This is a genomic window from Streptomyces sp. LMG1-1-1.1 (assembly GCF_040815545.1).
GTDB lineage: Bacteria > Actinomycetota > Actinomycetes > Streptomycetales > Streptomycetaceae > Streptomyces.
Genome location: NZ_JBFPNH010000054.1, coordinates 242,032 through 265,761 on the forward strand (window position 1 = coordinate 242,032; position 23,730 = coordinate 265,761).

General features: G+C 72.2%; 22 protein-coding genes. 18 read left to right on the forward strand and 4 right to left on the reverse strand.

Features of this window, described 5'->3' with window-relative positions; all coding sequences use genetic code 11:
- Nucleotides 1-195: 195 nt before the first annotated feature.
- The gene (locus MRBLMG1_RS28960; RefSeq protein ID WP_367827088.1) at nucleotides 196-1,086 is read right to left on the reverse strand and encodes a glucose 1-dehydrogenase; all 891 of its coding nucleotides are present in this window, start codon (nucleotides 1,084-1,086) and stop codon (nucleotides 196-198) included.
- 123 nt (nucleotides 1,087-1,209) lie between these two features.
- A complete protein-coding gene (locus MRBLMG1_RS28965) occupies nucleotides 1,210-1,539 on the reverse strand; it encodes a plasmid stabilization protein (RefSeq protein ID WP_367827089.1) in 330 nt (109 codons plus the stop codon).
- 170 nt (nucleotides 1,540-1,709) lie between these two features.
- On the opposite strand from MRBLMG1_RS28965, the gene MRBLMG1_RS28970 reads away from it, so the two are divergent.
- Nucleotides 1,710-2,747: a YihY/virulence factor BrkB family protein gene (locus tag MRBLMG1_RS28970; RefSeq protein ID WP_414721668.1), complete on the forward strand. Its 1,038-nt coding sequence runs from the start codon at nucleotides 1,710-1,712 to the stop codon at nucleotides 2,745-2,747.
- A gap of 34 nt (nucleotides 2,748-2,781) precedes the next feature.
- Here MRBLMG1_RS28970 and MRBLMG1_RS28975 read toward each other — a convergent pair whose 3' ends face one another.
- Nucleotides 2,782-3,012 carry a DUF6480 family protein gene (locus tag MRBLMG1_RS28975; RefSeq protein ID WP_367827091.1) on the reverse strand — a complete coding sequence of 77 codons (231 nt, stop codon included), beginning with the start codon at nucleotides 3,010-3,012 and terminating at the stop codon, nucleotides 2,782-2,784.
- A 266-nt stretch (nucleotides 3,013-3,278) separates the two neighbouring features.
- On the opposite strand from MRBLMG1_RS28975, the gene MRBLMG1_RS28980 reads away from it, so the two are divergent.
- Together MRBLMG1_RS28980 and MRBLMG1_RS28985 are read left to right on the forward strand one after the other, a co-directional pair.
- Nucleotides 3,279-4,373, forward strand: a complete 1,095-nt coding sequence (locus MRBLMG1_RS28980; protein ID WP_367827092.1) for a carboxylate-amine ligase — start codon at nucleotides 3,279-3,281, stop codon at nucleotides 4,371-4,373.
- Nucleotides 4,374-4,503: 130 nt separating this feature from the next.
- Complete coding sequence (locus MRBLMG1_RS28985; protein WP_367827093.1) at nucleotides 4,504-5,058, forward strand: cysteine hydrolase family protein; 555 nt, start codon at nucleotides 4,504-4,506, stop codon at nucleotides 5,056-5,058.
- A gap of 42 nt (nucleotides 5,059-5,100) precedes the next feature.
- Here MRBLMG1_RS28985 and MRBLMG1_RS28990 read toward each other — a convergent pair whose 3' ends face one another.
- Complete coding sequence (locus MRBLMG1_RS28990; RefSeq protein ID WP_367827094.1) at nucleotides 5,101-6,645, reverse strand: FAD-dependent oxidoreductase; 1,545 nt, start codon at nucleotides 6,643-6,645, stop codon at nucleotides 5,101-5,103.
- Nucleotides 6,646-6,870: 225 nt separating this feature from the next.
- Between MRBLMG1_RS28990 and MRBLMG1_RS28995 the strand changes: the two genes are divergently transcribed.
- The 15 genes from MRBLMG1_RS28995 (at nucleotide 6,871) to MRBLMG1_RS29065 (ending at nucleotide 23,714) form a co-directional block, all read left to right on the forward strand.
- Nucleotides 6,871-7,740, forward strand: a complete 870-nt coding sequence (locus MRBLMG1_RS28995) for a VOC family protein (RefSeq protein ID WP_367827095.1) — start codon at nucleotides 6,871-6,873, stop codon at nucleotides 7,738-7,740.
- A gap of 163 nt (nucleotides 7,741-7,903) precedes the next feature.
- Nucleotides 7,904-8,566 (forward strand): hydrolase, encoded by a 663-nt coding sequence (locus tag MRBLMG1_RS29000; protein ID WP_367827096.1) that lies wholly within the window; start codon nucleotides 7,904-7,906, stop codon nucleotides 8,564-8,566.
- Between the two features lie 5 nt (nucleotides 8,567-8,571).
- Nucleotides 8,572-9,078 (forward strand): DoxX family protein, encoded by a 507-nt coding sequence (locus tag MRBLMG1_RS29005; RefSeq protein ID WP_367827097.1) that lies wholly within the window; start codon nucleotides 8,572-8,574, stop codon nucleotides 9,076-9,078.
- A 102-nt stretch (nucleotides 9,079-9,180) separates the two neighbouring features.
- A complete protein-coding gene (locus MRBLMG1_RS29010) occupies nucleotides 9,181-9,759 on the forward strand; it encodes a Dps family protein (RefSeq protein ID WP_367827098.1) in 579 nt (192 codons plus the stop codon).
- Entirely contained in the window at nucleotides 9,759-11,183 is a 1,425-nt protein-coding gene (locus MRBLMG1_RS29015) for a dihydrolipoyl dehydrogenase family protein (protein WP_367827099.1), read from the forward strand. Before MRBLMG1_RS29010 ends, MRBLMG1_RS29015 begins: the two co-directional genes overlap by 1 nt.
- Nucleotides 11,184-11,448: 265 nt before the next feature.
- On the forward strand, nucleotides 11,449-12,276 hold the full coding sequence (locus MRBLMG1_RS29020) for an alpha/beta fold hydrolase (protein WP_367827100.1): 828 nt from the start codon (nucleotides 11,449-11,451) through the stop codon (nucleotides 12,274-12,276).
- Between the two features lie 46 nt (nucleotides 12,277-12,322).
- Nucleotides 12,323-13,276 carry an alpha/beta hydrolase gene (locus MRBLMG1_RS29025; protein WP_367827101.1) on the forward strand — a complete coding sequence of 318 codons (954 nt, stop codon included), beginning with the start codon at nucleotides 12,323-12,325 and terminating at the stop codon, nucleotides 13,274-13,276.
- Entirely contained in the window at nucleotides 13,273-15,159 is a 1,887-nt protein-coding gene (locus tag MRBLMG1_RS29030) for an amidohydrolase (RefSeq protein ID WP_367827102.1), read from the forward strand. The genes MRBLMG1_RS29025 and MRBLMG1_RS29030 overlap by 4 nt, the downstream gene beginning before the upstream one ends.
- A 13-nt stretch (nucleotides 15,160-15,172) precedes the next feature.
- Complete coding sequence (locus tag MRBLMG1_RS29035; RefSeq protein ID WP_367827103.1) at nucleotides 15,173-15,910, forward strand: GPR1/FUN34/YaaH family transporter; 738 nt, start codon at nucleotides 15,173-15,175, stop codon at nucleotides 15,908-15,910.
- A gap of 68 nt (nucleotides 15,911-15,978) precedes the next feature.
- Nucleotides 15,979-16,704 carry an alpha/beta fold hydrolase gene (locus tag MRBLMG1_RS29040; protein ID WP_367827104.1) on the forward strand — a complete coding sequence of 242 codons (726 nt, stop codon included), beginning with the start codon at nucleotides 15,979-15,981 and terminating at the stop codon, nucleotides 16,702-16,704.
- A 105-nt stretch (nucleotides 16,705-16,809) separates the two neighbouring features.
- Nucleotides 16,810-18,141 (forward strand): ABC transporter substrate-binding protein, encoded by a 1,332-nt coding sequence (locus tag MRBLMG1_RS29045; RefSeq protein WP_367827105.1) that lies wholly within the window; start codon nucleotides 16,810-16,812, stop codon nucleotides 18,139-18,141.
- Nucleotides 18,141-19,106, forward strand: coding sequence for a carbohydrate ABC transporter permease (locus MRBLMG1_RS29050; RefSeq protein WP_367827106.1), 966 nt, complete (start codon nucleotides 18,141-18,143; stop codon nucleotides 19,104-19,106). Before MRBLMG1_RS29045 ends, MRBLMG1_RS29050 begins: the two co-directional genes overlap by 1 nt.
- Nucleotides 19,103-19,990 carry a carbohydrate ABC transporter permease gene (locus MRBLMG1_RS29055; protein ID WP_367827107.1) on the forward strand — a complete coding sequence of 296 codons (888 nt, stop codon included), beginning with the start codon at nucleotides 19,103-19,105 and terminating at the stop codon, nucleotides 19,988-19,990. The genes MRBLMG1_RS29050 and MRBLMG1_RS29055 overlap by 4 nt, the downstream gene beginning before the upstream one ends.
- On the forward strand, nucleotides 19,987-22,743 hold the full coding sequence (locus MRBLMG1_RS29060) for a helix-turn-helix transcriptional regulator (RefSeq protein WP_367827108.1): 2,757 nt from the start codon (nucleotides 19,987-19,989) through the stop codon (nucleotides 22,741-22,743). Before MRBLMG1_RS29055 ends, MRBLMG1_RS29060 begins: the two co-directional genes overlap by 4 nt.
- 134 nt (nucleotides 22,744-22,877) lie before the next feature.
- Entirely contained in the window at nucleotides 22,878-23,714 is an 837-nt protein-coding gene (locus MRBLMG1_RS29065; protein WP_367827109.1) for an alpha/beta fold hydrolase, read from the forward strand.
- Nucleotides 23,715-23,730 lie beyond the last annotated feature (16 nt).

Consider the following 23,730-nt stretch of genomic DNA (forward strand, 5'->3'; position numbering starts at 1 on the left):
GCGTCCCGCGCGACTCCGGCGCCGGATCCCGGAGTGCGCGCGGGACGGGGCCCCGCCCCGCCCGGAGGGGGCACGTGCTTCGGCCCGGACAAGGCCGAACAGCCTGGACGCCCCGGAGGGCCGGCGACGCCACTGGAGGCTCGGGGGCGGGTGAGCTGACCCGAGGTCCCCGACGTCGCCTGATCGGGCCGCACGTCAGGGCAGGGGGGTGCCGCCGGTGGCGTTGACGATCTCGCCGGTGATGTAGCTCGCCTGGGGTGAGGCCAGGAAGACATAGGCGGGTGCCATCTCCGCCGGTTGGGCGGGGCGGCCCAGCGGGGATTGCGTGCCGAACTTCGTCGTGTCCGGCATCGTCGCGGGGATGAGCGGCGTCCACACGGGTCCGGGGGCGACGGCGTTGACGCGGATGCCGCGTTCGGCGAGCATCTGGGCCAGGCCGTGGGTGAAGGAGATGATCGCCGACTTCGTCATCGCGTAGTCGAGGAGGTGGGGGCTGGGCTGGTAGCCCTGCACCGAGGTGGTGTTGATGATCGACCCGCCCCGTGGCATATGGGCCAGGACCCTGCGCGTGAGCCAGAACATTCCGTACAGGTTGGTCTTCATCACCCGGTCGAACTGCTCCGTGGTGATCGCCTCGATCCCGTCGGGCTGGGACATCTGGTAGGCGGCGTTGTTGACGAGGATGTCCACTCGCCCCAGCTCTTCCACGGCACGGTCGACCAAGGCCGCGCATTGGCTCTCGTCACGGATGTCGCACAGGACGGGCACCGCCGTCCGGCCGGCGTCGCGGACGAGGCGTGCGGTCTCGACGGCTTCCTCGGTCTCTTCGGCAAGGTGGGTGAAGACGACGTCCGCTCCCTCCCTGGCGAATGCCAGGCATACGGCCCTGCCGATTCCGGAGTCCCCTCCCGTCACCACAGCCGTACGGTCCGAGAGCACCTCGTGGCCCCGATAGGAGTCCTCACCGTGATCAGGGCGGGGGCGCATCTCCTCCGTCGTGCCGGGGTGCTCCTGATCCTGGTCGGGGAACGGGGGTCGAGGGTGGCGTGTCACCGGGTCGGGGGCCCCGGGTGGGTTCTCAGGCATGGAGGTCTCCGTAGGGCCGCCCGAAGCCGGGCCGGCGGTCGAGCTGTCGGCCATGGACGCGGGGCGCGACAGGGTCGTACCAGTGGCCCGGCTCTCGGGCAGTCGCTTCGTCGGATGCACCGGTCAGTGGCCGAGGGCGTTCTTGAGCTGCTGCTTGGTCATGGTCGAGCGGCCGTCGATACCGCGCTTCTTCGCCTCCTCGTAGAGCTCGTCCTTGGTCCGTTCGGAGGAGCCCCCGCCCCCTCCGGACTTCTGGCCACCCCGCTGCGAGGCGGACTTCCCCTGCGTGGAGCTGCGGCTGGCCGTCTTGCTCTCTCCCGACCGGGCGCGCTCCTTGTTGACCGTGCGCGAAGCCATCTCCTCGGCGCGGCTCTCCGACATACCGCGCTTCTCGCCGGACTCCTTGATGTGCTCGTACTGGCGCTCGCGCTTCGGGCTGGAACCTCGAGGCATGATGAATCCCTTCGTCGATGGGGTGCTGTTGTCAGGGTGCGGCTACCCGCATCGACCCGCACCTCACGAGACGCGGTCGGGTATTTCGTGCCGGGCGCCGTGATTCCCCGCGGTCGCCCTACCGAGCCCGCGTGCCGCATGGAATCACCGTCGGCGGTGAGTCGTAGGTCATGAAACCGACGACGAATCCTGAGCGAGGGGACCGAGAGCCCGGCACCGGCGGGTCCGGCACGGAGGGGCCGTCCAGCCTGGTCGAGGAGAGGGCGCCGGACAAGCTCTCGCAGATGCCCGGAGAATCCTGGAAGGCCGTGCTGCGCGGCACCCTGAAGGAGTTCAAGGAAGACGAGCTGATCGACCGCGCAGCGGCCCTGACCTACTACGGCGTCCTGGCCATCTTCCCGGCCATCCTCGTACTCGTGAGCATTCTGGGGATCGTGGGCGAGTCGGCCATCAAGCAAGTGCTGGAGAACCTCCAGAAACTTGCACCCGGCCCCGCACGTGACGTGATCACCGACGCGGTGCAGCAGCTACAGGGCAACAGCGGACTGGGATCCGTCACAGCCGTCGTCGGCCTGGTCCTCGCCGTCTGGTCGGCCTCCGGATACATCGCGGCGTTCATTCGGACATCGAACGCCGTCTACGACATGCCGGAGGGCCGTCCCGTATGGAAGATCCTCCCCCTGCGCCTTGCCCTGACGGTGACGCTCATGATCCTGCTCGTGGCCAGCGCGCTGATCGTGGTGTTCACCGGCGGCCTGGCACAGCAGGCCGGTGATGCCCTCGGGGTCGGGGACACGGCGATGACGGTGTGGTCGATCGTGAAGTGGCCGGTCCTGGTGCTCCTCGCCACCACGATGATCGCCCTCCTGTACTGGGCCGCACCGAACGCGAAGGGCCGCGGCTTCAGGTGGGTCACGCCGGGCAGCTTCCTCGCGCTCGTCCTCTGGATGATCGCCTCGGCGGGTTTCGCGTTCTTCGTGGCGAACTTCGGCTCGTACAACAAGACGTACGGCGCCGTGGCCGGTGTGATCATCTTTCTGGCGTGGCTGTGGATCACCAACCTGGCCATCCTCCTCGGCTTGGAGTTCGACGCCGAGATGACTCGCCAGCGCGCCATCGCCGGCGGCCACCCCAAGGACGAAGAGCCCTATGTCGAGCCCAGGGACACGCGGAAATGGACGGAGGAGGACCGCCGGCGCCTGGAGTGAGCGACGACGCCCGGGGTGAGCGCCGGGGGCCGGGTCAGTCGGTGGCGAGGATGATCGCGTACACGAGGAAGAACAGGGCGAGCACGACGGCCAGGGAACAGATGATCAGCAGGGGGCCTGCTGCCCAGCCCCGCCGCGGTGGGCGGTACGGGCCGGTGCCCGTGCTCGTACCCGACTCCGCCGGCGGAGTCGTGCCAGGCCCGGATCCGTCCTCGGCGGGGTTCCAGGGATCCGGGTTCGGGTCGGGGTTGCTGGGTCCGGTCATGACGTTCACCTCCGGCGAGCTGCCAAGGGTGGAGGGACGCACGGTCGACGGCGTCCATCCGATACGCACGATGCCCGGCGGCTGTCCGCTGCCGAGGTGTCCGAAACGGCCCTTCGCGACATTTGCCGAGGGGGGCGTTGCCGTCGGGAACGCCGGGAGTCGTGACGGACGTGCCCGCAGCCGTTCGGGCCGCCCCTGAGGGGAATCGCCGCCCGCGAGGGGAATCGGGGACGGGTGATCATGAGGTGCCTGGGTAGGCGCAAGGTGTGATCACTGTGGGCGTGGAGGAGGAATACCTGCTGGTGGACCCGGTGACGGGCGTCCCGGCCCCGGTGGTGGAGGCGGTGCGCCGCGTGGCAGGGCTCGGCCCCTTCGCGGAGGGCGTCGAGATCCAGGACGAACTCTTGCAGGCCCAGATCGAGGTGGCCACGCCGGTGTGCTGGAGCCTCGACGAAGTGGGGGGCCACCTGCTGCGGCTGCGCCACGCGGTCGCCGCTGCCGCCGAGACGAGCGGCTGCCGGGTCGCCGCCACGGGGGCGGCGCCGTTGCGCGGCGGCCTGCCCGTACCCGTGACCCCCACACCGCGCTACCTGAGGATGGAGGGCGAGGCTCGCCAGCTGGTCGACGAGCAGCTGATCTGCGGGATGCACGTGCACGTAGGAGTGCCCGATCCGGAGACGGGCGTGGCGGTGCTGAACCGGATCCGGGGGTGGCTGCCCACCCTGCTGGCGATGTCCGCGAACTCGCCCCTGTGGGACGGTCGGGACACCGGGTTCGCGAGTTGGCGCACCATCCTGTTCGGCCGCTGGCCCGTCAGCGGTCCTCCGCCGCACTTCGACGGGGTCTGCGACTACGAGGAGCGCATCGAGCGGTTGGTGGCCTCGGGGATGATCGCCGACCGGGGGCAGGTCTACTGGCAGGCGCGGCTGTCCGACCGCTACCCCACGGTCGAGGTGCGCTGCCTCGACGTCCAGCTTCGGGCCGACGACGCCGTCATGTTCGCCGGTATCGTCCGGGGGCTGGTGGCCACGGCGATCGCGGAGGAGAAGGCCGGTACGCCCCTGCCGGTGGTGGCGCCGGAGCTGGCGCAGGCCGCGAACTGGCACGCGGCCCGGCACGGTCTGAACGGGATCCTGCTGGATCCCCTCGGCTGCCCGCACCGCAGCGGAGACGTGCTGTACGACCTCCTGCGGCACATCACACCCGCCCTGGAGGAGGCCGGCGATCTCCGCGGAGTGAGCGGTCTCGCCCACCGGCTCCTGCGACTCGGCACGCCCGCCGAGCGCCAGCGCCGTGCTCTGGACGAGGCAGGGCTGCCGGGGCTGATCGACCTGGTGACCGGGGCTCGAGCGTTCGAATGAGCCGCTCGGCAGCAGTCACGCCGTTCCGGAGACCCCTCGGGAACGGGGGGGTACCGATCGAACGAGTGGCGCTGTCGGCTCGGCCTCCGCTCCAGCCGACAGCGGCACGAGACGAGAGATGGCGGCTCCCATGGCCCTTACAGCACTCATCGTGGTCGACATGCTCAACACGTACGCGCACGAGGACGCCGAGGCTCTGGTGCCGTCCGCACGCGAGGCACTTCCCGGGATCACGGCCTTGCTGCGGAAGGCCCGGGCCGGCGACTCGCCCGTCATCTACGTGAACGACAATTTCGGTGAATGGCGCTCGCACCACGGCGAGATCCTGAGGACCGCCCTCGACGGCCGCCACCGCGACCTGGTGGAGCCGGTCGCGCCCGACGAGAACGCGCTGTTCGTGGTCAAGGCACGGCACTCGATCTTCTTCGAGACACCGCTGGCCTACCTGTTGGGCCAGTTGAAGGCCGAGCGACTGGTCCTGTGCGGACAGGTGACCGAGCAGTGCGTACTGTATTCGGCTCTGGACGCCCACATCCGGCACTTCGACGTGGTCGTGGCGGCCGACGCGGTCGCTCACATCGACGCGGACCTGGCGGCGGCGGCCTTGCGGATGATGCGTGTCAACATGTCCGCGACCGTCTGCCGCGCGGACGAGATCGCCTTCGACGCACGACGGTCGGAGTGAAGCGGGAAGCCGACCGCGCCTCGACGACGGACGGACGTGACCTCACGACGCTTCGGGATCCCGAGGCTCGAGAGGGCTCAGCGCCGGTCCCTGAAGGATCTCGCCGTCGACGCCGAAGCGGGAGCCGTGGCAGGGGCACTCCCAGGTGCGTTCCGCGTTGTTGAACGCGACGAGGCACCCGAGGTGGGTGCAGACGGCGGACACCGCGTGAAGCACGCCCTGGTCGTCGCGATGCACGGCGCAGGGACCGCCCTTCCCGCGGACCACGGTTCCCTCGCCCGGCCGCAGGTCGCGGACGGGCCCGTCGGTGCCGTCGCCGAAGGTCTCCAGACGGTCCTTGACGAAGTGCTTGCCCGTCTCCCACTGGTCCTTGAGGAGCTCCGGCGCGGAACGGAGGGCCGAACCGAGGCGGCCCGGAGCGTAGAGATCGGTCCATGGCTCGCGCTCGCCGCGCACGAGGGCGGCGATGACCGTCCCCGCCATGACACCGCCCGTCATCCCCCAGCCGGCGAAGCCGGTGGCGACGTAGACGTTCTCGCCGCTGGTGGGCATGACGCCGATGAGGGGGAGGGTGTCCGTGGCGCTGTTGTCCTGCGCCGCCCAGCGGTGGGTGATCGTGACGTCGGGGAAGTGCTGCTTGCTCCAGTTCTGGAGACGGGCGTACCCGGCCTCGGTGTCCTCCCCGGTGCCGGGCCTGAACGCCTCTCCGGTGACGATCAGGAGCCGTCCGCCGTCCGGGAGCGGCGCCGTGCGGACGGAGCGCTTGCCGTCCTCCTCCGTGATGTACATGCCGTCCGGGTCCCGCGGGGCGGGGAGGGGGCCCGCGATCACCAGGTCGCGGTGCTGAGTCAGCCGCGTGGCGAGCAGCGTGTGGTCGAAGACGGGGTGGTGGGTGGCCACCACGACGTGCCGGGCGGAGACGGTGGCCCCGGTGTCGGTGTCGAGCCGGCAGGGATCCCCGCGGTCGAGTGCCACGACGCGGGTGCCCTCGTGGATCCGGCCGCCGCGGGCCACGATGTCGTCGACGAGCCCGCGCAGGTACGCGAGCGGGTGGAACTGGGCCTGGTCCTCCACCCTGACGGCGCCGGCGACGGGAAAGGGCAGGCCGGTCTCCGTGACGAACGAGGCGGTGAGGCCGGCCGCCCGTGCCGCCTCCGCCTCCGCGCGCAGGGCGGCGACGCCCTCGGGCTGCCGGCAGTAGGTGAGCGCCGGGCGTCGTTCCAGGTCACAGTCGAGGCCGAGTTCGTCGACCACCTCGACGACGTGCCGTAGCGCGGCGCTCTGGGAGGTCGCGTACAGGCGGGCGGCGTCGTCTCCGTGATCGGTCCGGAGCGTGTCGTACACGCTGGTGTGGAGAGCAGTGAGCTTTCCCGTCGTATGGCCTGTGACCCCTCCCGCGAGCCGGCCCGCCTCCAGCACGACGACGTCGAGCCCGGCCCGGGAGAGCTCCCACGCCGTGCTGAGACCGGCGATACCGGCCCCGATGACCACCGCGTCCGCCTCCACCGCTCCCGCGAGGGAGGGGAAGGACGGCAGGGCGGCCGTCTCCATCCAGTAGGAGCGTCCACTTTCCGTAAGTCGGTTCATGTGCGGCACCTGCCCGGTAAGGCCGTCCTGACGCGCCGGGGCGAGATCCTTCGGGAGAGCCGCTTGCGGTGGGCGCTCCGTGCGTACCGGACAAAAGATGGGGAATATGAGTTTTCGTTACAATTCACGTGTATTGATGGCGGTGATGTGTCAGGGTGGGCGAGCCCCCGACGCGAGCGGCGGGTCGATGTCCTTGTCGGATTCGGGGTGGAGGTGTCCCGTCCTATGAGCGATCCGGGGCCGACGGCCGTGTCGACGTCGAGTGAGGAGATCGCGGGCGCCCCGTGCTGGGTCAGCCTGCTGGCCCGGGATCTGGCTGCCGCGCAGCGCTTCTACGCAGGAGTTCTGGGCTGGGAGTTCCGGCCCAGCGGCCGCCTCGGGGACGGTTTCTCGGTCGCTCTGCGTGAGGGGGTGCCGGTGGCGGGTATCGGGGCACTCGCCGAGCGCTTCGACATGCCGGAGGCGTGGACGCCGTACTTCGCCGTCGCGGATGCCGACGTCACCGCCGCTCGGATCGGTGAACGCGGGGCGACCATGGCCGTGGGCCCCCTCGCCTTCGGCACCGGCCGTGCGGGACTGGCCGCCGATCCCGCCGGAGCGGTCTTCGGGTTCTGGGAGGGCGAGGTCGTCCCGGACTGGTCGGTGGGACGCGGCGGTGCCCCGGTGCGGCTGGATCTGCACACGCGCGACGCCTTCGAAGCCTCGATCTTCTACGGCGAGGTCCTGGGCTGGGCAGGGGGAGCGTCGGATTGCTGCGCGGCCTCGTACGAGCACGACCGCGTCGTCCTGCGCCGCGGCCGCGACACGGTCGCGCGCATCAGCGGCGGAGTGGTCGACGAGGCGCCGGACCCCGCGATCCGCCCCCGCTGGCACGTCAGCTTCCCCGTACCCGACCTGGAAGCGGCGATCACCGCCGCGAAGAGGTCGGGAGGCGCGGTCGTCACGCCCGTGGGTTCGTCCACAGCGGGTCGGTGGGCCGAGCTGGCCGCCCCCGGCGGAGCGCGCTTCACCGTGGTCGCGCCCCTGGACACACCGCACTCCGAAGCCCCCGAAGGCCGCGACGCCCCGGGCGGGGCCCGCCGGACGACGCCCTGAGAAGCGGACTCGCCCTGAGGAGCGGACCTGACGGGTTGTGCGCTGTCGTGCCAACCCCTGGGCGCCGGGGGGCAACCAGGTCGGTCGGGTCGCTCGTAGCGTGAAGAAGTGCCGAGCCGCTGACGTGGCGGGCACGTTACCGATTGCTTCGAGAGGACCCCTCATGTTCGACCTCGCCAAGGTGCACGCTGCCCCGAGCAAGGATCTGCTCACGCCCGACAACGCGGTCATGCTCTTCGTGGACCACCAGCCGCAGATGTTCTTCGGCACCGGCAGCGGCGACCGGGCCGCGATCATCAACAGCACCGTGGGCCTCGCCAAGGCGGCTCGGGCCTTCGACGTGCCGACCGTCCTGACCACGGTGGCCGCCGAGTCGTTCTCCGGACCCCTGCTGCCGCAGCTCGCCGAGGTGTTCCCCGAGAACGAGGTCGTCGACCGCACCTCGATGAACGCCTGGGAGGACGAGGCGCTCGTCGCGGCGGTCAAGGCGACCGGGCGCAAGAAGATCCTCCTGTCGGGTCTGTGGACCGAGGTCTGCCTGGTGCTGCCCGCGCTCTCGGCGCTGGAGCAGGGGTACGAGGTGTACGTCGTGACCGACGCCTCCGGTGGCGTCAGCCCGGCCGCCCACGAGCACGCGCTGCAGCGGATGGTCGCCGCCGGCGCCGTCCCGGTGACCTGGGTCCAGGTCCTCCTGGAGCTGCAGCGCGACTGGGCGCGTCAGGAGACGTACGGCGCGGTGATGGAGATCGTCAAGGCCCACGCGGGCGCGTACGGCCTGGGTGTCGTGTACGCGCAGAGCGTCATCGGCGCGCACGCGGCCGGCTGACCTCCGTGGACACCGGCATTCTGATCCTGCGTCTGCTGGTGGGACTGCTCGTCGCCGGCCACGGTGTGCAGAAGGTCAGTTCGCACCTGGGCGGCAAGGGTCTCGACGGCGGTACGGAGGAGTTCCGCGCCGACGGTTTCCGCGGCGGTGCCGTGACCGCCCTGGCGGCGGCCGGTGGTCAGATCGGCTCGGGCCTGCTCCTGGCCGCCGGCTTCCTGACCCCGCTCGCCGCGACCGGGGCCATCGGGGTCATGACGGTCGCGCTCACCGTGAAGTGGCGCCACGGTCTCTGGGTGCAGAACGACGGCTACGAGTACCCGCTCGTCCTCATCGGCACCGCCGCCGCGCTCGCCGCCACCGGACCCGGTGCCTGGTCCCTCGACGCGGCCCTCGGCCTCACGCCGTACCCGCTGTGGTGGGCGGCCCTCGCGCTCGCGGCCGGTCTCGGCAGCGGACTCCTCACCCGTCTCGTCCTGCACCGGCCCCCCGCCCCCGCGACCGCCGAGCGCTGAGCGCTCAGCGCGAGACGCACAGACCGGGCCCGGTCGCCCGCGCACCCCCCGACCGGGCGGCCGGGCCCACCCCACCCTCTTTCTCCCGAACAGGAGCACTCGATGGACACCCTCACGACCTCGCACGCCGGCGGCCAGCCGCTGCTGCACCAGAAGGGCGCCGAGACCCAGGCGTTCGGCACGCTCAAGCAGCTGCCGATCGGCCTCGGCCACGACACCCGCATGTACGGCTGCCAGCGGCTGAACCGCGTTCTCGCCGACACGCAGATCCTCTATTCGCTCTACAAGAAGCACCACTGGCTCATGCGCGGGGCGACCTTCTACTCGCTCCACCTGATGCTGGACAAGCACGCGGAGGCCCAACTGGCCATCGTGGACGCGCTGGCCGAGCGGGTCCAGAGCCTCGGCGGCGTCGCCGTCGGCGACCCACGCCACGTCGCGGAGCTGACGTCGATCCCCCGGCCGCCGGACGGCGTCGAGCCGGTGCCCGTCATGCTGTCGCGGCTCCTCGACGCGCACGAGCGGATCCTGATCGACGCCCGGGACGCCGCCGCCCGGCTCTCCGGGGAGGGCGACGAGGGCAGCGCCGACCTGCTCGTCTCCGATGTCGTCCGTACCGGCGAGGCGCAGGTGTGGTTCCTGGCCGAGCACCTCGTGGACACCCCTCTGGTGCGCGGCTGATGGACACGTACGACGTCGTCGTGGTCGGCGGCGGTCCGGCCGGCGAGGTCGTCGCCGACCGGACCGTCCGGTCGGGGCTGACCGCCGTCGTCGTCGAGGCCGAGGCGGTCGGCGGAGAGTGCTCCTACCGCGCCTGCGTGCCGAGCAAGGCCCTGCTGCGACCCGGCGCCGCCCGAGCGGGGGCCCGCTCGGTCGACGGGGCCCGGCAGACGGTCACGGCGCCACTCGACCCGGCGCGCGTCCTGGCCCGCCGCGACCGCTTCACCGGGCGCGGCGACGACACCGGCCAGGCCGACTGGCTCGACGGTGCGGGCGTCGCGCTCGTACGGGGACACGGACGGCTCGCCGGTGAGCGCCGCGTGGAGGTGACCGGCGACGACGGCACCGTCCGCACCCTGCGGGCCCGGCGCGCGGTCGTGGTCTGCACCGGCACGGAGGCCGCGCTGCCGTCGGTCGAGGGGGTCGACCGGATCGGCGTGTGGACCAACAGGCAGGCCACCACGGCGGACGCGGTGCCCGCGCGGCTCGTCGTCATCGGCGGGGGAGTGGTGGCCTGCGAGATGGCCACCGCGTGGCGCTCGCTCGGCTCCTCCGTCACCCTGCTCGTACGCGACCAGGCCCTCCTGACCGGCTGGGAGCCGTGTGCCGGCGAAGAGGTCACCCGGGGTCTGGGCGATCTGGGCGTCACCATCCGCTTCGGGGTGTCGGCCGTCCAGGTCGCCCGTGACGACGACACCCGCACCGTGACCGTGGACACCGACGACGGCACCACCCTCGTCTGCGACGAGGTCCTCGCCGCCGTCGGCAGGCGCCCACGCACCCACGACCTCGGCCTGGCCTCCGTCGGACTGCCGGCGGGCGGCCTGCTTCCCGTCGACGACACGTGCCGGGTCACCGGGGTCGAGGGCGAGTGGCTCTATGCCGTCGGCGACGTGAACCACCGTGCGCCGCTGACCCACATGGCCAAGTACCAGGCCCGCGCTTGCGCGGCGGCGATCGCCGAGCGAGCCGCCGGGCGCCCGGCCGACACCGGCCGCCGGCAGCCGTGGAGCGCGGAAGCCGACCAATTCGCCGTCCCTCAGGCCGTCTTCACCCGTCCCGAGATCGCGAGCGTCGGACTCACGGAACGCGCGGCCCGCGAAGCGGGTCTCTCGGTGCGCGCGGTGGAGTACCGCGTCGACGACGTCGCCGGGGCCGCGCTCCACGCGGACGACTACCGCGGCCTCGCCAAGCTCGTCGTCGACGAGACCCGCGGCGTCGTCGTCGGCTGCACGCTCACCGGCCCGATGGCGACCGAGCTCCTCCACACGGCCACCGTCGCCATCGTGGGCGAGGTCCCGCTGGAACGCCTCTGGCACGCCGTGCCCGCCTTCCCGACGGTGAGCGAGGTCTGGCTACGCCTCCTGGGGGCGTACGGCCTCTGAGTCGAGGCCCGCTTGACCGGCGTACGCGCTCGGCTTGACCGGCGTACGGCCTCTGAGCCCAGGCCCCGCTTGACCGGCGTACGCGCTCGGCCCGATCGGCGTACGGCCTCTGAGCCGAGGCCCGCTTGACCGGCGTACGCGCTCGGCCCGATCGCCGCACCCTCCCGCCCGGCCGCCACATTCCCCCGCCCGCCCGGCCGCCACATTCCCCCGCCCGCCCGCCCGGCCACACCCGACGAACGCTCCATCCCGACAAGGAAACCCCATGCATCCCACGAGGCGCACCCTCACCCTCGGCCTCGCCCTGCCCGCGACCCTGGCCGCCCTGGTCGGCGCCGCACCCGCGGGCGGCCCGGCCGCAGCCGCAACCGACCGGCACGGTCCCAAGCCGACGATCGTCCTGGTCCACGGGGCGTTCGCGGACGCCTCCAGCTGGAGCGGCACGATCAGGCGGCTGCAGCGCGCCGGCTACCCCGTCCTGGCTCCCGCCAACCCGCTGCGCGGTCTCGCCGCGGACACCACTTACCTGCGCGGCGTGCTGGCCGCCGTCGACGGACCCGTCGTCCTGGTCGGCCACTCCTACGGAGGCGCCGTCATCAGTGGCGCCGCGGTGGGCGACAGCCGTGTGAAGGCTCTCGTCTACATCGCCGCGTTCACCCCGGACAAGGGCGAGAGCGCGGGTGAACTCGCCGCCAAGTTCCCCGGCTCCACCCTCGGCGACACCGTGAACCCGCGGTCGTACCCGCTGCCCGACGGCGGCACCGGTACCGAACTGGTCATCGAACAGGCTTATTTCCAAAGGCAGTTCGCCGCCGACGTCCCCACGACCGAAGCGGCCGTCATGGCCGCGACCCAGCGCCCGGTAGCCACCGCGGCGCTGGAGGAGAAGGCCGGGGAGGCGGCGTGGAAGACGATCCCGTCCTGGGCGCTGGTCGCCACCGCCGACAAGAACATCCCGCCGGCCGCCGAGCGGTGGATGGCCCGGCGCGCCGGCTCGCACGTCACCGAAGTGGACGCGTCGCACGCCGTGGCCGTCTCCCGTCCGGCCGTGGTCACCGACGTGATCCTCGACGCCGTGCGGGCGACCCGCTGAGCCCCCGACCCGTGCCCCTCCGTACATCCCCTGAAGGAGACCCCTCATGAAGAACCGTCCGGTCCTCGAACCCGCCGCCCAGGTCTTCGCCGACGCGACCGCCCAGCCGCCGTACCTCTACCAGATCCCCGTCGCCGAAGGCCGGAAGGCCGTGGACGGCGTGCAGAGCGGCGAGGGCGTGCCCCTGCCCGAGGTCGACGAGGAGTGGGTCACCGTCCACGGCGGCCCGACCGGGGACGTCCGCGCCCGGATCGTCCGCCCGCGCGGCGCCACCGGCGCTCTTCCCGTCATCCTCTACATCCACGGCGCGGGCTGGGTCTTCGGCAACGCCCACACCCACGACCGGCTCGCCCGCGAACTCGCGGTCGGCACCGGGGCGGCCGTGGTCTTCCCCGAGTACGACCTCTCGCCCGAGGCGCGGTACCCCGTGGCGATCGAGCAGAACTACAGCGTCGCCCAGTGGGTCGCCCGCGAGGGCCACCACAAGGACCTCGACGGCACGCGGATCGCCGTCGCGGGCGACTCGGTCGGCGGAAACATGAGCGCCGCCCTCACCCTCATGGCCAAGCAGCGCGGCGACGTGACGTTCGTCCAGCAGGTGCTCTTCTACCCGGTCACCGACGCGAGCTTCGACACCGACTCGTACCACGAGTTCGGTGAGGGCTACTTCCTGCGCCGCGACGCGATGAAGTGGTTCTGGGACCAGTACACGACCGACGAGGCCGAGCGCGCCAGGATCACCGCCTCCCCGCTGCGCGCCTCCACCGAGCAGCTCACCGGCCTGCCGCCGGCCCTGGTCATCACCGCCGAGGCGGACGTCCTGCGCGACGAGGGCGAGGCGTACGCGGCGAAGCTCCGTGCCGCCGGAGTCCCCGTCACCGCCCTGCGCGTCCAGGGTGCCATCCACGACTTCGTCATGCTGAACGCGCTGCGCGAGACGCAGGCCGCGGAACTCGCCATCGGTCTCGCCACCGACGCCCTCCGCAAGGCCCTCGCATGACCGGCCCGTCGACGAGCATGCCCGTGGCGGGCCTCGTCCCGGCCCCGCGTCGGGAGCACGAGCACGCCGACCTCCTCGTCCGCAACGCGAAGGTGTTCACCGGTGACCCCGACCGGCCCGGGGCCCGTGCCGTCGCGATCCGCGACGGCCGGGTCGCGGCCCTCGGCGACGACCGCGATCTGGCCCACCTCGTCGGGCCGGGCACCAAGGTCGTCGACGCTCTCGGCCGCAGGGTGGTCCCCGGTCTCAACGACTCGCACCTGCACGTCATCCGGGGCGGCCTGAACTACGTACTGGAGCTGCGCTGGGACGGGGTGCGGAGCCTGCGCCACGCCCTGGCCATGCTGCGCGAGCAGGCCGGCCGGACCCCCAAGGGGCAGTGGATCCGCGTCGTGGGCGGCTGGACCGCCGAGCAGTTCGTCGAGCGCAGGATGCCGACCGTCGCCGAGCTGAACGCCGCCGCACCCGACACGCCCGTCTTCGTCCTGCACCTCTACCAGTCCGCCCTGATGAACCGGGCCGCCGTACAGGCCGCGGGATTCACCCGCGACACCCCCGACCCTCGCGGCGGGCAGATCGTACGGGGCCGGGACGGCGAGCCCAACGGCGTCCTCCTCGCGGCGCCCGGCGCACTCATCCTGTATTCGACGCTGGCTAAGGCGCCGGCCCTCGACGAGGCCGACAAGCGGACGTCGACGCGCCACTTCCTGCGTGAGCTGAACCGGTTCGGGCTGACCTCCGCGGTGGACGCGGCCGGTGGGTTCCAGAACTTCCCCGACAACTACGCCACGGTCGTCGACCTCGCACGGTCGGGGGAGCTGACCCTGCGGATCGCCTACCACCTCTTCCCGCAGACGGCCGGTCAGGAGCTGGCCGACCTCAAGCGGTGGACCGAGATGGTGAAGCCCGGGGACGGGGACGAGTGGCTCCGGCTGAACGGCGCGGGCGAGAACCTGACCTGGGCCGCCGCCGACTTCGAGAACTTCTCCGAACCCCGGCCCGAGCTCGCCGGGGGCTACGAGACCGAGTTCGAGAGCGCCGTCCGTCTCCTGATGGAGAACGGCTGGGGCTTCCGGCTGCACGCCACCTACGACGAGACGATCCGCCGCGACCTGGCCGTCTTCGAGAAGCTCGCGGCCGAAGGGCTCTTCCCCGGCGGCAACCGCTGGCTCTTCGACCACGCGGAGACGGTCTCGGCCGACAGCCTCGACCGGATCGCCGCCCTCGGCGGCGCCGTCTCCATCCAGAACCGCATGTCCTTCCAGGGCACCGCCTTCCGCGACCGCTACGGTGCCGAGGCCGCCGCCCACACCCCGCCGGTCCGGGCCATGCTCGACCGAGGCCTGACCGTCGCCGCCGGAACCGACGCCACCCGCGTCTCCTCGTACAACCCCTGGGTCGCCCTCCACTGGCTGGTCACCGGGCGCACCGTCGGCGGCACCGCGCTCTACCCGGCCGGGAACCTGCTCGACCGGGAGACCGCCCTCGGCCTCTACACCCGGGGCGGAGCGCGGCTCACCGGCGAACAGGACGTCAAGGGAACCCTGCGAGAAGGCTCGTACGGCGACCTCGCGATCCTGTCCGACGACTTCCTCACCGTGCCCGAGGACGTCATCCCCGACATCGAGTCCGTCCTGACCGTCGTCGGCGGCCGCATCGTCTACGCGACCGCGGAGTACGAGGGTCTCGACGAGGCCGTTCCGCCGGTGAGCCCCGAGTGGAGCCCGGTGGCCCGCTTCGGCGGCTACCAGAGCGGCGCCCACCAGGCGTCGCTCGTGGCCGAGGCCGTCGCCGAGTCCGAGCAGCACCGCCGGTGGCGCGTCGCCCGCGGCTCCGTCCCCGAGACGACGCCGTCCTTCGTCGACCCCTGCTTCGACCACTGAAAGAGACCGCGCGATGAGTACCGCCTCCCCCGCCGCCGACGGCGGCGACACCCCGGTGACCCCGCCGGACGTCTCCCCGGGGCGCCGTTTCGAGCCGGACCTCCGGTCGATGACACGGATCAACCTGCACCCCATCGCCTCACCCATGCCGCTCGGTTTCTTCACGATCGCCATCGCGTCCGTGATGACGGGCTGCCTCCAGCTCGGCATCTTCGGTGAGGAGGCCCGTGCCGCGGTCGCCTTCACCGTGCTGCCGGCGTTCGTCCTTCAACTCCTGGTCAGTTTCCTGGCCTTCGGCGCCCGTGACGTCATCGCGGCGACGCTGATGGCGGTGTTCGCCGGCAGCTGGTTGCCCTACTCGCTCATCATGCTCACCGGTGCCGCCGACGGCCTTCGGGTCCTCGGGGTGTTCAACCTGGCGCTCCTCTGCTTCGGGGCCCTGATGACCGCCGTGACCCGACCCAAGCGCGCGCTGTGGTTCGTCCTCGCGGTCTCCCTCCCGCGCTGGGCGGCCACCGGCCTCGCGGGCATCACCGGCGCCGAGTGGCTGACCCGCACGTCCGGGGCGCTCGGCCTCGTGGTGGCGCTCGTCGCGATGTACACGGCGTTCGCCCTGATGCTCGAGGACATGCGCAGCGAGCAGGTCCTGCCCATCGGCCGCAGCGGCCCGGCCCACCTGGCCGTGGAAGGAGACCTCGGCGTCCAACTCCGCAACCTGGAACGCCAGGCGGGCGTGCGCCGCACGCTCTGAAGGTCCCACCCCGGCCCCCCCTCCCCTCCCCTCCCCTCCCCTCCCGTCACGCCCCGAGGAGTTCCCCCATGCCCCGACACGCCCGCCCCACCGTCGTCCTGGTCCACGGCGCCTTCGCCGACGCCTCCGGCTTCGCCCGCGTCGTCCCCGAACTGACCGCCGCCGGCATGGACGTGGTGGCGCCGGCGGTGCCCAACCGCGGCCTCGTCGACGACGCCGCGTACATCGCCTCGGTGATCCGGGCCGTCGACGGCCCCGTGATCCTGGTGGGGCACTCCTACGGGGGCGCCGTCATCACCCTCGCCGGGACGGAGGACAACGTCCGGGCCCTGGTGTACCTCGCGGGATACGCGCTGGAGGAGGGGGAGAGCCTGGGCGAGCTGCAGGGTCGCTTCCCCGACTCGGGTCTCGCGGACGCGCTCGTCCACACCCCGTTCCCGGTGGCCGGCTCCACCGAGACCGGCACCGACGTCTCGGTGGAGATCGAGAAGTTCCCCGCCCTGTTCGCGGCGGACGTCGACCCCGACCTCGCGGCGGTGCTCGCCGTCTCCCAGCGGCCGCTGGCCGCACGTGCCTTCTCGGAGGCGGCGCCCGTCGCGGCGTGGAGGACCAAGCCCTCGTGGGGCCTGGTCGCCTCCTCCGACCGCACGATCAACCCCGATGTGGAGCGCTTCGGGTACGAGCGGGCCGGCATGACGACCGTCGAGGTCGACTCCTCCCACCTGGTCATGCTGTCCCATCCCAAGGCCGTGGCGGAGCTGATCCAGGACGCGGCCCGGTCCACCGCCCACTGACCCGATCGTTCGAGATCGAACGATTAGTCGATATTGTTCGAGCGCTGGTAGCTTCTGACCGCCCCCCGAGAGCTCTTCGGCGGGGCGATCGGAGGAGATACACCCATGTGGTTCGGCGCGAGGCCCGCGCTCGTCGTCCTTGCCCTCGCCGCCCTCGCCGCCGCCTGCGGTGTACCGCAGGACGGTGGTTCGCGGTCGCACGCCGCCGTGGACTGCGGGCCGTACGCCAGGTACGGCAGGAACCCCGGCACCAAGGTCACCGTGTACGCGGAGAACAGGGACCGGGAAGCCGACCTGTTCGAGGAGACCTGGGCGGACTTCGCCGACTGCACGGGAATCGACGTCCAGTACGAGGGGGACGGGGAGTTCGAGGCCCAGATCCAGCTCCGGGTCGACGGCGGGAGCGCCCCTGACGTGGCGTTCTTCCCCCAGCCCGGGCTCCTGGAGCGCTTCGCGCGAGCCGGGAGGCTCAAGCCCGTGAGCGCCAGGGTCGCGGCCCTCGCGGAGCAGGGCTGGTCGGCTGACTGGAACGGCTACGCGACCGTGAACGGCACCCTCTACGGCACACCGCTGGTCGCGAACGTGAAGTCGTTCGTCTGGTACTCCCCGAAGTTCTTCCGCGACAGGGGACTGAGCGTTCCCCGCACGTGGTCCGAGCTGATGGCCGTGACGGAGAAGATCGCGGCGTCGGGCGTCAAGCCCTGGTGCGCGGGCATCGAGTCCGCCCAGGCGACCGGTTGGCCCGTGACGGACTGGATCGAGGACGTCCTGCTGCGCCAGCAGGGCACGGACGTCTACGACCAGTGGGTCGCCCACGAGATCCCGTTCAACGACCCGCGGGTGATCAAGGCCATGGACACCGTGGGGTCCATCCTCAAGAACGACCGGTACGCCAACGGCGGATTCGGTCCGGCCCGGTCGATGGCGTCGATCTCCTTCCAGGAGGCCGGCACACCGATTCTCTCCGGCGACTGCGCGATGCACCGCCAGGCCTCGTTCTACGCGGACATGTGGCCGAAGGGCACCGAGATCGGACCGGACAAGGACGTCTACACCTTCCTCCTGCCGGGAGCCGATGCGGCCGGCCGCCCCGTACTGGGCGGTGGGGTGTTCACCGCGGCGTTCGCCGACCGTCCCGAAGTGCGGGCGTTCCAGGAGTATCTGGCCTCCGCGGACTTCGCGAACGCGCGCATGAGGAAGGGCCCGTTCGTCTCGGCGAACAGGGGAGTGGATCCGGCGAACGCCGCGACCCCGGTCGACAGGCTCTCGATCCAGCTGCTCCAGGACCCCAGGACGCAGTTCAGGTTCGACGGTTCGGACCGCATGCCGGCGTCGGTCGGCGCGGGGACGTTCTGGAAGGGAGCCACCGACTGGATCGGCGGCGCGAGCACCCGACAGGTCGCCGACTCCGTCGAACGGTCCTGGCCGAGCCGCTGATGTCGTTCGACGCCGTCGCCCAGCAGCCCAAGCTGCTGTACCTGCTCCAGGGCGTCGCCGCCTTCGCGGCGGTGGTCTCCCTGATCCTGCTGGCGCTGCACCGGGGGCCGGTACGCAGGAGGGCCGCGGCCCTCCTCCTGCTCGCCCCCGCGCTGCTGCTGCTCACCGTCGGTCTCCTCCTGCCGGGTCTGCGAACCGTGGCGCTGTCGTTCACCGACAGCGGGGGAGACGCCTGGGCCGGCTTCGACAACTACGTGTGGATGGTCACCGACCCCCGGGCGCTGGTGGCGCTGCGCAACACCCTGACGTGGGTGGTGCTCGTGCCGCTGACGGCGACCGCGGTCGGTCTGCTCTACGCGGCGGCCGTCGCGCGGTCGCGGTTCGGAACGTTCGCGCTGTCCCTCCTCCTGACGCCGATGGCGATCTCGTTCGTCGGCGCGGGTGTCGTCTGGAAGTTCGTCTACGCCTACCGCCCCGCGGAGGTCGGCCAGATCGGGCTGCTGAACCGGCTCGTCGTCGCGTTCGGCGGCGAGCCGCGGCAATGGCTCGTGGACTCCCCCTGGAACGTCCTGTTCCTCATCGTGGCGATGGTGTGGGCGCAGGCGGGCTTCGCGGCCGTGCTGCTGGCCGGCGCGATCAGGGCCGTACCCGACGAGCTGACCGAGGCGGCCCGACTCGACGGCGCGTCCCCCCGGCAGATCTTCCGGCGGATCACCCTGCCGTCGATCAGGCCCACGCTGCTCGTGGTGGTCCTCGCCCAGGCGATCGGCACCTTCAAGGCCTTCGACATGGTCAGGAGCATGACCGGCGGACAGTTCGACACGGGCGTCATCGCCCACGAGATGTACGACCAGGCCTTCCGCTACGGCGAGACGGGCCGCGGCGCGGCGCTCGCCGTGCTCCTCCTCGTCCTCGTCACCCCCTTCGTCGCCCACCAGGTCAGGGCGCAGCGGAGGGCGGGGTGAACGGCGTCCGGGAGCGTCTGGCCTCCCGCGCCCTCACCTCGATCGCCGTGGTGATCGCGGTCCTCTGGACGACCCCGACCCTCGGTCTCCTGCTCTCCTCGTTCCGCCCCGAGGAGGAGGTCAAGACGACGGGCTGGTGGACCGTGTTCGGCAGCCCGCACCTCACTCTCGACAACTACGGCCAGGTGCTGTCCGGCGGCGCGAACGGGTCGGGGCGGCTCGCGGAGCACTTCGTCAACTCCGTCGTCATCACCCTGCCCTCGGTGCTGTTCCCGCTCGTCCTGGCCTTCTTCGCGGCGTACGCGCTGGCCTGGATCGACTTCCGAGGGCGCGACGCCCTCGTCGTCGGCATCTTCGCGCTCCAGATCGTGCCGCTCCAGATGGCCCTGGTCCCGCTCCTGAAGCTCTTCTCGCAGGGCTGGCTGTTCCTGCCCGCGTGGCACCTCACCGGTCCCGCGCGGTTCGGCCAGGTCTGGTTCGCCCACACGGTCTTCGCGCTGCCGTTCGCGGTGTTCCTCCTCCACAACTTCCTGTCGGGGCTGCCCCGGGATCTGATCGAGGCCGCCCGCGTCGACGGCGCGTCGCACGGGACGCTGCTGCTCCGGATCGTGCTGCCCCTGGCCCGCCCGGCCCTGGTCACCTTCGCCGTCATCCAGTTCATCTGGGTGTGGAACGACCTCCTCGTGGCACTGACGCTGTCGGGGGGAACGGCCGAGACGGCGCCGATGACGGTCAGGCTGGCGGGCATGGCCGGGACGTACGGCGACGAGTGGCAGCGGCTCACCGCAGGAGCCTTCGTGGCGGCGTCCGTCCCGCTGCTCGTGTTCTTCTCCCTCCGGCGGCACTTCGCACGGGGGCTGCTCGCGGGATCGGTCAAGGGGTGAGGGCCGCCCGGACCGAAGGCCACGGTGTGGCGGCGGGGCTGAGCCGGCCCGGGCTGCGGGGCCGCGAAGCCGAGCTGGCGCGGCTGCGCGCCCTGGTCGAGGCGGTGCGCGACGGCGAGGGAGGAGCCGTCGCGCTGCTTCTGGGCGAGCCCGGCATCGGGAAGACCGCGCTGCTGCGGGAGACCGTCTCGCTCGCACGGGCCCACGGATTCGTCGTCAGCCATGGACGCGCCGAGGAACTGCACGAGCTGGCGCCGCTCGCCTCCCTGGCCTCGGGCCTCCTGCACGGTGACCCGCCGCTGCTGTCCGGCGCGGACTTCGCGGACCTCGCCGGCCACCACGACCAGCGCATCTGGCTCGTCGAACGGCTGGCCCAGCTGATCGAGGAACGCTCGGCGGGCACGCCCGTACTGATCGCGGTCGACGACGTGCAATGGGCCGACCCGCTGAGCCGGTTCGCCCTGAGCGTCATGCCGGCACGGCTGAGCGGCTCCCCGGTCCTCTGGCTGCTCACGGGCAGGGAGGACCCGGAACCGTACGGGCAGGGGCAGCGGACGACGACCCTCCCCCTGCGCCCGCTGCCCGACGCGGCCCTGACCGAGCTGGCACGCGACGTCCTCGGCGGGGACGTGCCGGAGCGGGTCGCGGAGCTCCTCGACGGGGCCGGCGGCAACCCCTTCCTCGCGACCGAGATGCTCGCGGGCATCGAGGCGTCGGGCGCGGACGGGACGGAGCCGCCGGAGCGGCTGGTCCTCGGAGTGCGCGACCGGCTGGCCGACCTCCGGCCGGACACCCTCCACTTCCTGCGGATCGGCTCGGTCCTCGGCCGCGCGTTCTCGCTCGCGGACGCCGCCGCCCTGTGCGGCCGGCCCGCCTCCGGACTCAGCGCCGAAGTGGACGAGTCGATCGCCGCCGCCCTCCTCCACGACGACGGCGAACGCCTCCTGTTCCGCCACGACCTGCTCCGCCAGGCGGTGTACGCCGACCTCGCCCCCTCCGTACGCCGTGCGCTGCACCGGGAGGCGGCGAGCCGGCTCGTCGCGGCGGGCCGCAGCTCCGCCGACGCCGTCCCGCACCTGCTGAAGAGCGCCGAACCCGGCGACCAGGAGGCGATCGGGCTGCTCGACACGGCCGCCACGGACGTGATCTCCGTGATGCCCGACCTCGCCGCCGACCTGGCCGTACGCGCCCTGGAACTCGTACCGCCCCGTGCGCCCATGGCGTACGACGTCGGCGAGCGGGCCATCATCGCGCTGACCCGGGCGGGCCGCTACACCCAGGCACGGGACACCGGCGACGCGCTGCTCGCCCGGCAGCCGCCCCTCGACGTCTTCGCACGTCTGCAGTCCGTGCTCGGCGACACGCTGTGGCACCTCGACGACGTCCACGAGCTGACCCGCCGCTCGACGGCGGCGCTGGCAGCCGTCACCGACCCGGCGATCCGCGCCCGGCTCACCGCCCGGCAGGCCCTGGCCCGGTCCCGCGGACGCGACCTCGCGGCCGCTCGCGAGACCGGCGAACGGGCGCTCGCCGAGGCGGAGCGGGCCGGTGACCGGGAGGCCCGCGTCCTCGCGCTCTGGGGCCTCGGCGAGATCGCCCTCAACGCGGGCGACTGCGCCGCCGCCGTCGAACACCACACGGCGCTGAGCGTGTTCGACACGGCCTTCCTGCCCGAGGAGGCCGTCGCCCGGATCCACATGGACGACTTCGACACCGTACGGCGCACGCTCCGGACGGCCGGCGACGCTCCCCTGCGCCCCGCCATGCTGATCTGGGCCCAGGGAACCCTGAACATGGCGCTCGGCCGGCTCGACGACGCGGACGCCGACCTGGTCACCGCCGAGCGGCTCGAAGCCGACCTCCATGTGCCCGGCAACCTGGTCAACATCCGCGTCAACCGCGGTCTCCTCGCCTTGCTCCGCGGCGACCGCGAAGCCGCGCGGGACCACCTGGCCGTCGTGCGGGCGACCGTGGCCGACCGGCCGAACACCGGCAACCGTGCCACGCACCGGTACTTCGAGGCCGTCGTCGCCGACGCCGACGGCGACCACGCGACAGCGGCCGACCTGGTCCGATCGGCGCAGCGGGACCACCCCTTCCTCCGGTGGCGGCTCCTGCGCCCCCATGTCGTCCAGGCCGTGGGGATCGCCCTGCGCGGCGGGGACCGGAACCTGGCCGAGGCCCTCGCGGCCCAGGCCGCCGAACACGCCACCCGCAACCCCTCCGTGCCGACCGCCCAGGGGACGGCCGCCCACGCGGCCGGCCTGGTCAACGCCGACCGCGCACTCCTGGAGCGGTCGGTCCGCATCCTCCTCACCGGCCCTCGGCCGCTGCCCCTCGCCGCCGCCTCCGCCGACCTCGGGCGCGCTCTCCGCGCGGCGGGTGACCCCGCCGCGACAGCCGCCCTGACCAGGGCCCACGACATCTACGCCCAGGCGGGGGCCGACGCCGAGGCCGACCGGGTCCGGGCCGATCCGGAGCCCGCCGCACGACGCTCCGGTCGGCGCACGAGAAGCCCCCGGCCGCGCCCCGACCAGGGCTGGGACGCCCTCACGGCCTCGGAACGCAAGGTGGCCAGGCTGATCGCCGCAGGTCACACCAACCGGTCGGCCGCGGAGACCCTGGTCGTCTCCCCGCACACGGTCAACACCCATCTGGCGTCGATCTTCCGCAAGCTCTCGGTGCGGTCGAGGGTCCACCTGGCGCGGATCGTCCTGGCGGAGGACGACGCGGGAACGGCCACCGGCGGCTGAGCGAGCCCTGCGCCCCCGTGCAAGGAGTGGTGCGCGGTACGGCAAAACGAGGTGCGGGACCGGTCCTAGCGTGACGGTCACACCGCGCCGCTCCGACGCGCGGACCAGCCACCCCGAAGCGAGGAAGCACCTTCATGCCGTACATCACCGTGGGCCAGGAGAACACCAACCCCGTCGAGCTGTACTTCGAGGACCAGGGCGCCGGGCAGCCCGTCGTCCTCATCCACGGCTTCCCGCTCGACGGCCACTCCTGGGAGCGCCAGAGCGCCGCGCTGCTCGACGCCGGCTACCGCGTGATCACGTACGACCGCCGCGGATTCGGGCAGTCCTCGCAGCCGACCACCGGCTACGACTACGACACCTTCGCCGCCGACCTGAACACCGTGATGGAGACCCTCGACCTGAAGGACGCCGTCCTCGTCGGCTTCTCCATGGGCACCGGCGAGGTCGCCCGCTACGTCTCCGCGTACGGCTCCGGCCGCGTCGCCAAGGTCGCCTTCCTGGCCTCCCTGGAGCCCTGCCTGCTCAAGAGCGACGACAACCCGGAGGGCGTCGCCCCGAAGGAGTTCTTCGACGGCGTCGTCGCCGCGGTCAAGGCCGACCGCTACGCCTACTACACGGCCTTCTTCAACGACTTCTACAACCTCGACGAGAACCTGGGCACCCGCATCAGCGAGGAGGCCGTCCGCCACAGCTGGGACACCGCGGCCCGCGGCGGATCCTTCGCCGCGTCCGCCGCACCGGCGACCTGGTACACCGACTTCCGCGCCGACATCCCCGCCGTCGACGTGCCGGCCCTGATCCTGCACGGCACCGCCGACCGCATCCTGCCCGCCGAGGGCACCGCGCGCCCCTTCCACAAGGCGCTCCCGTCGGCCGACTACGTCGAGATCGAGGGCGCCCCGCACGGTCTGCTGTGGACCCACGCCGAGGAGGTCAACACCGCCCTCCTCGCCTTCCTGGCGAAGTGACGCCCCACCGTTGACC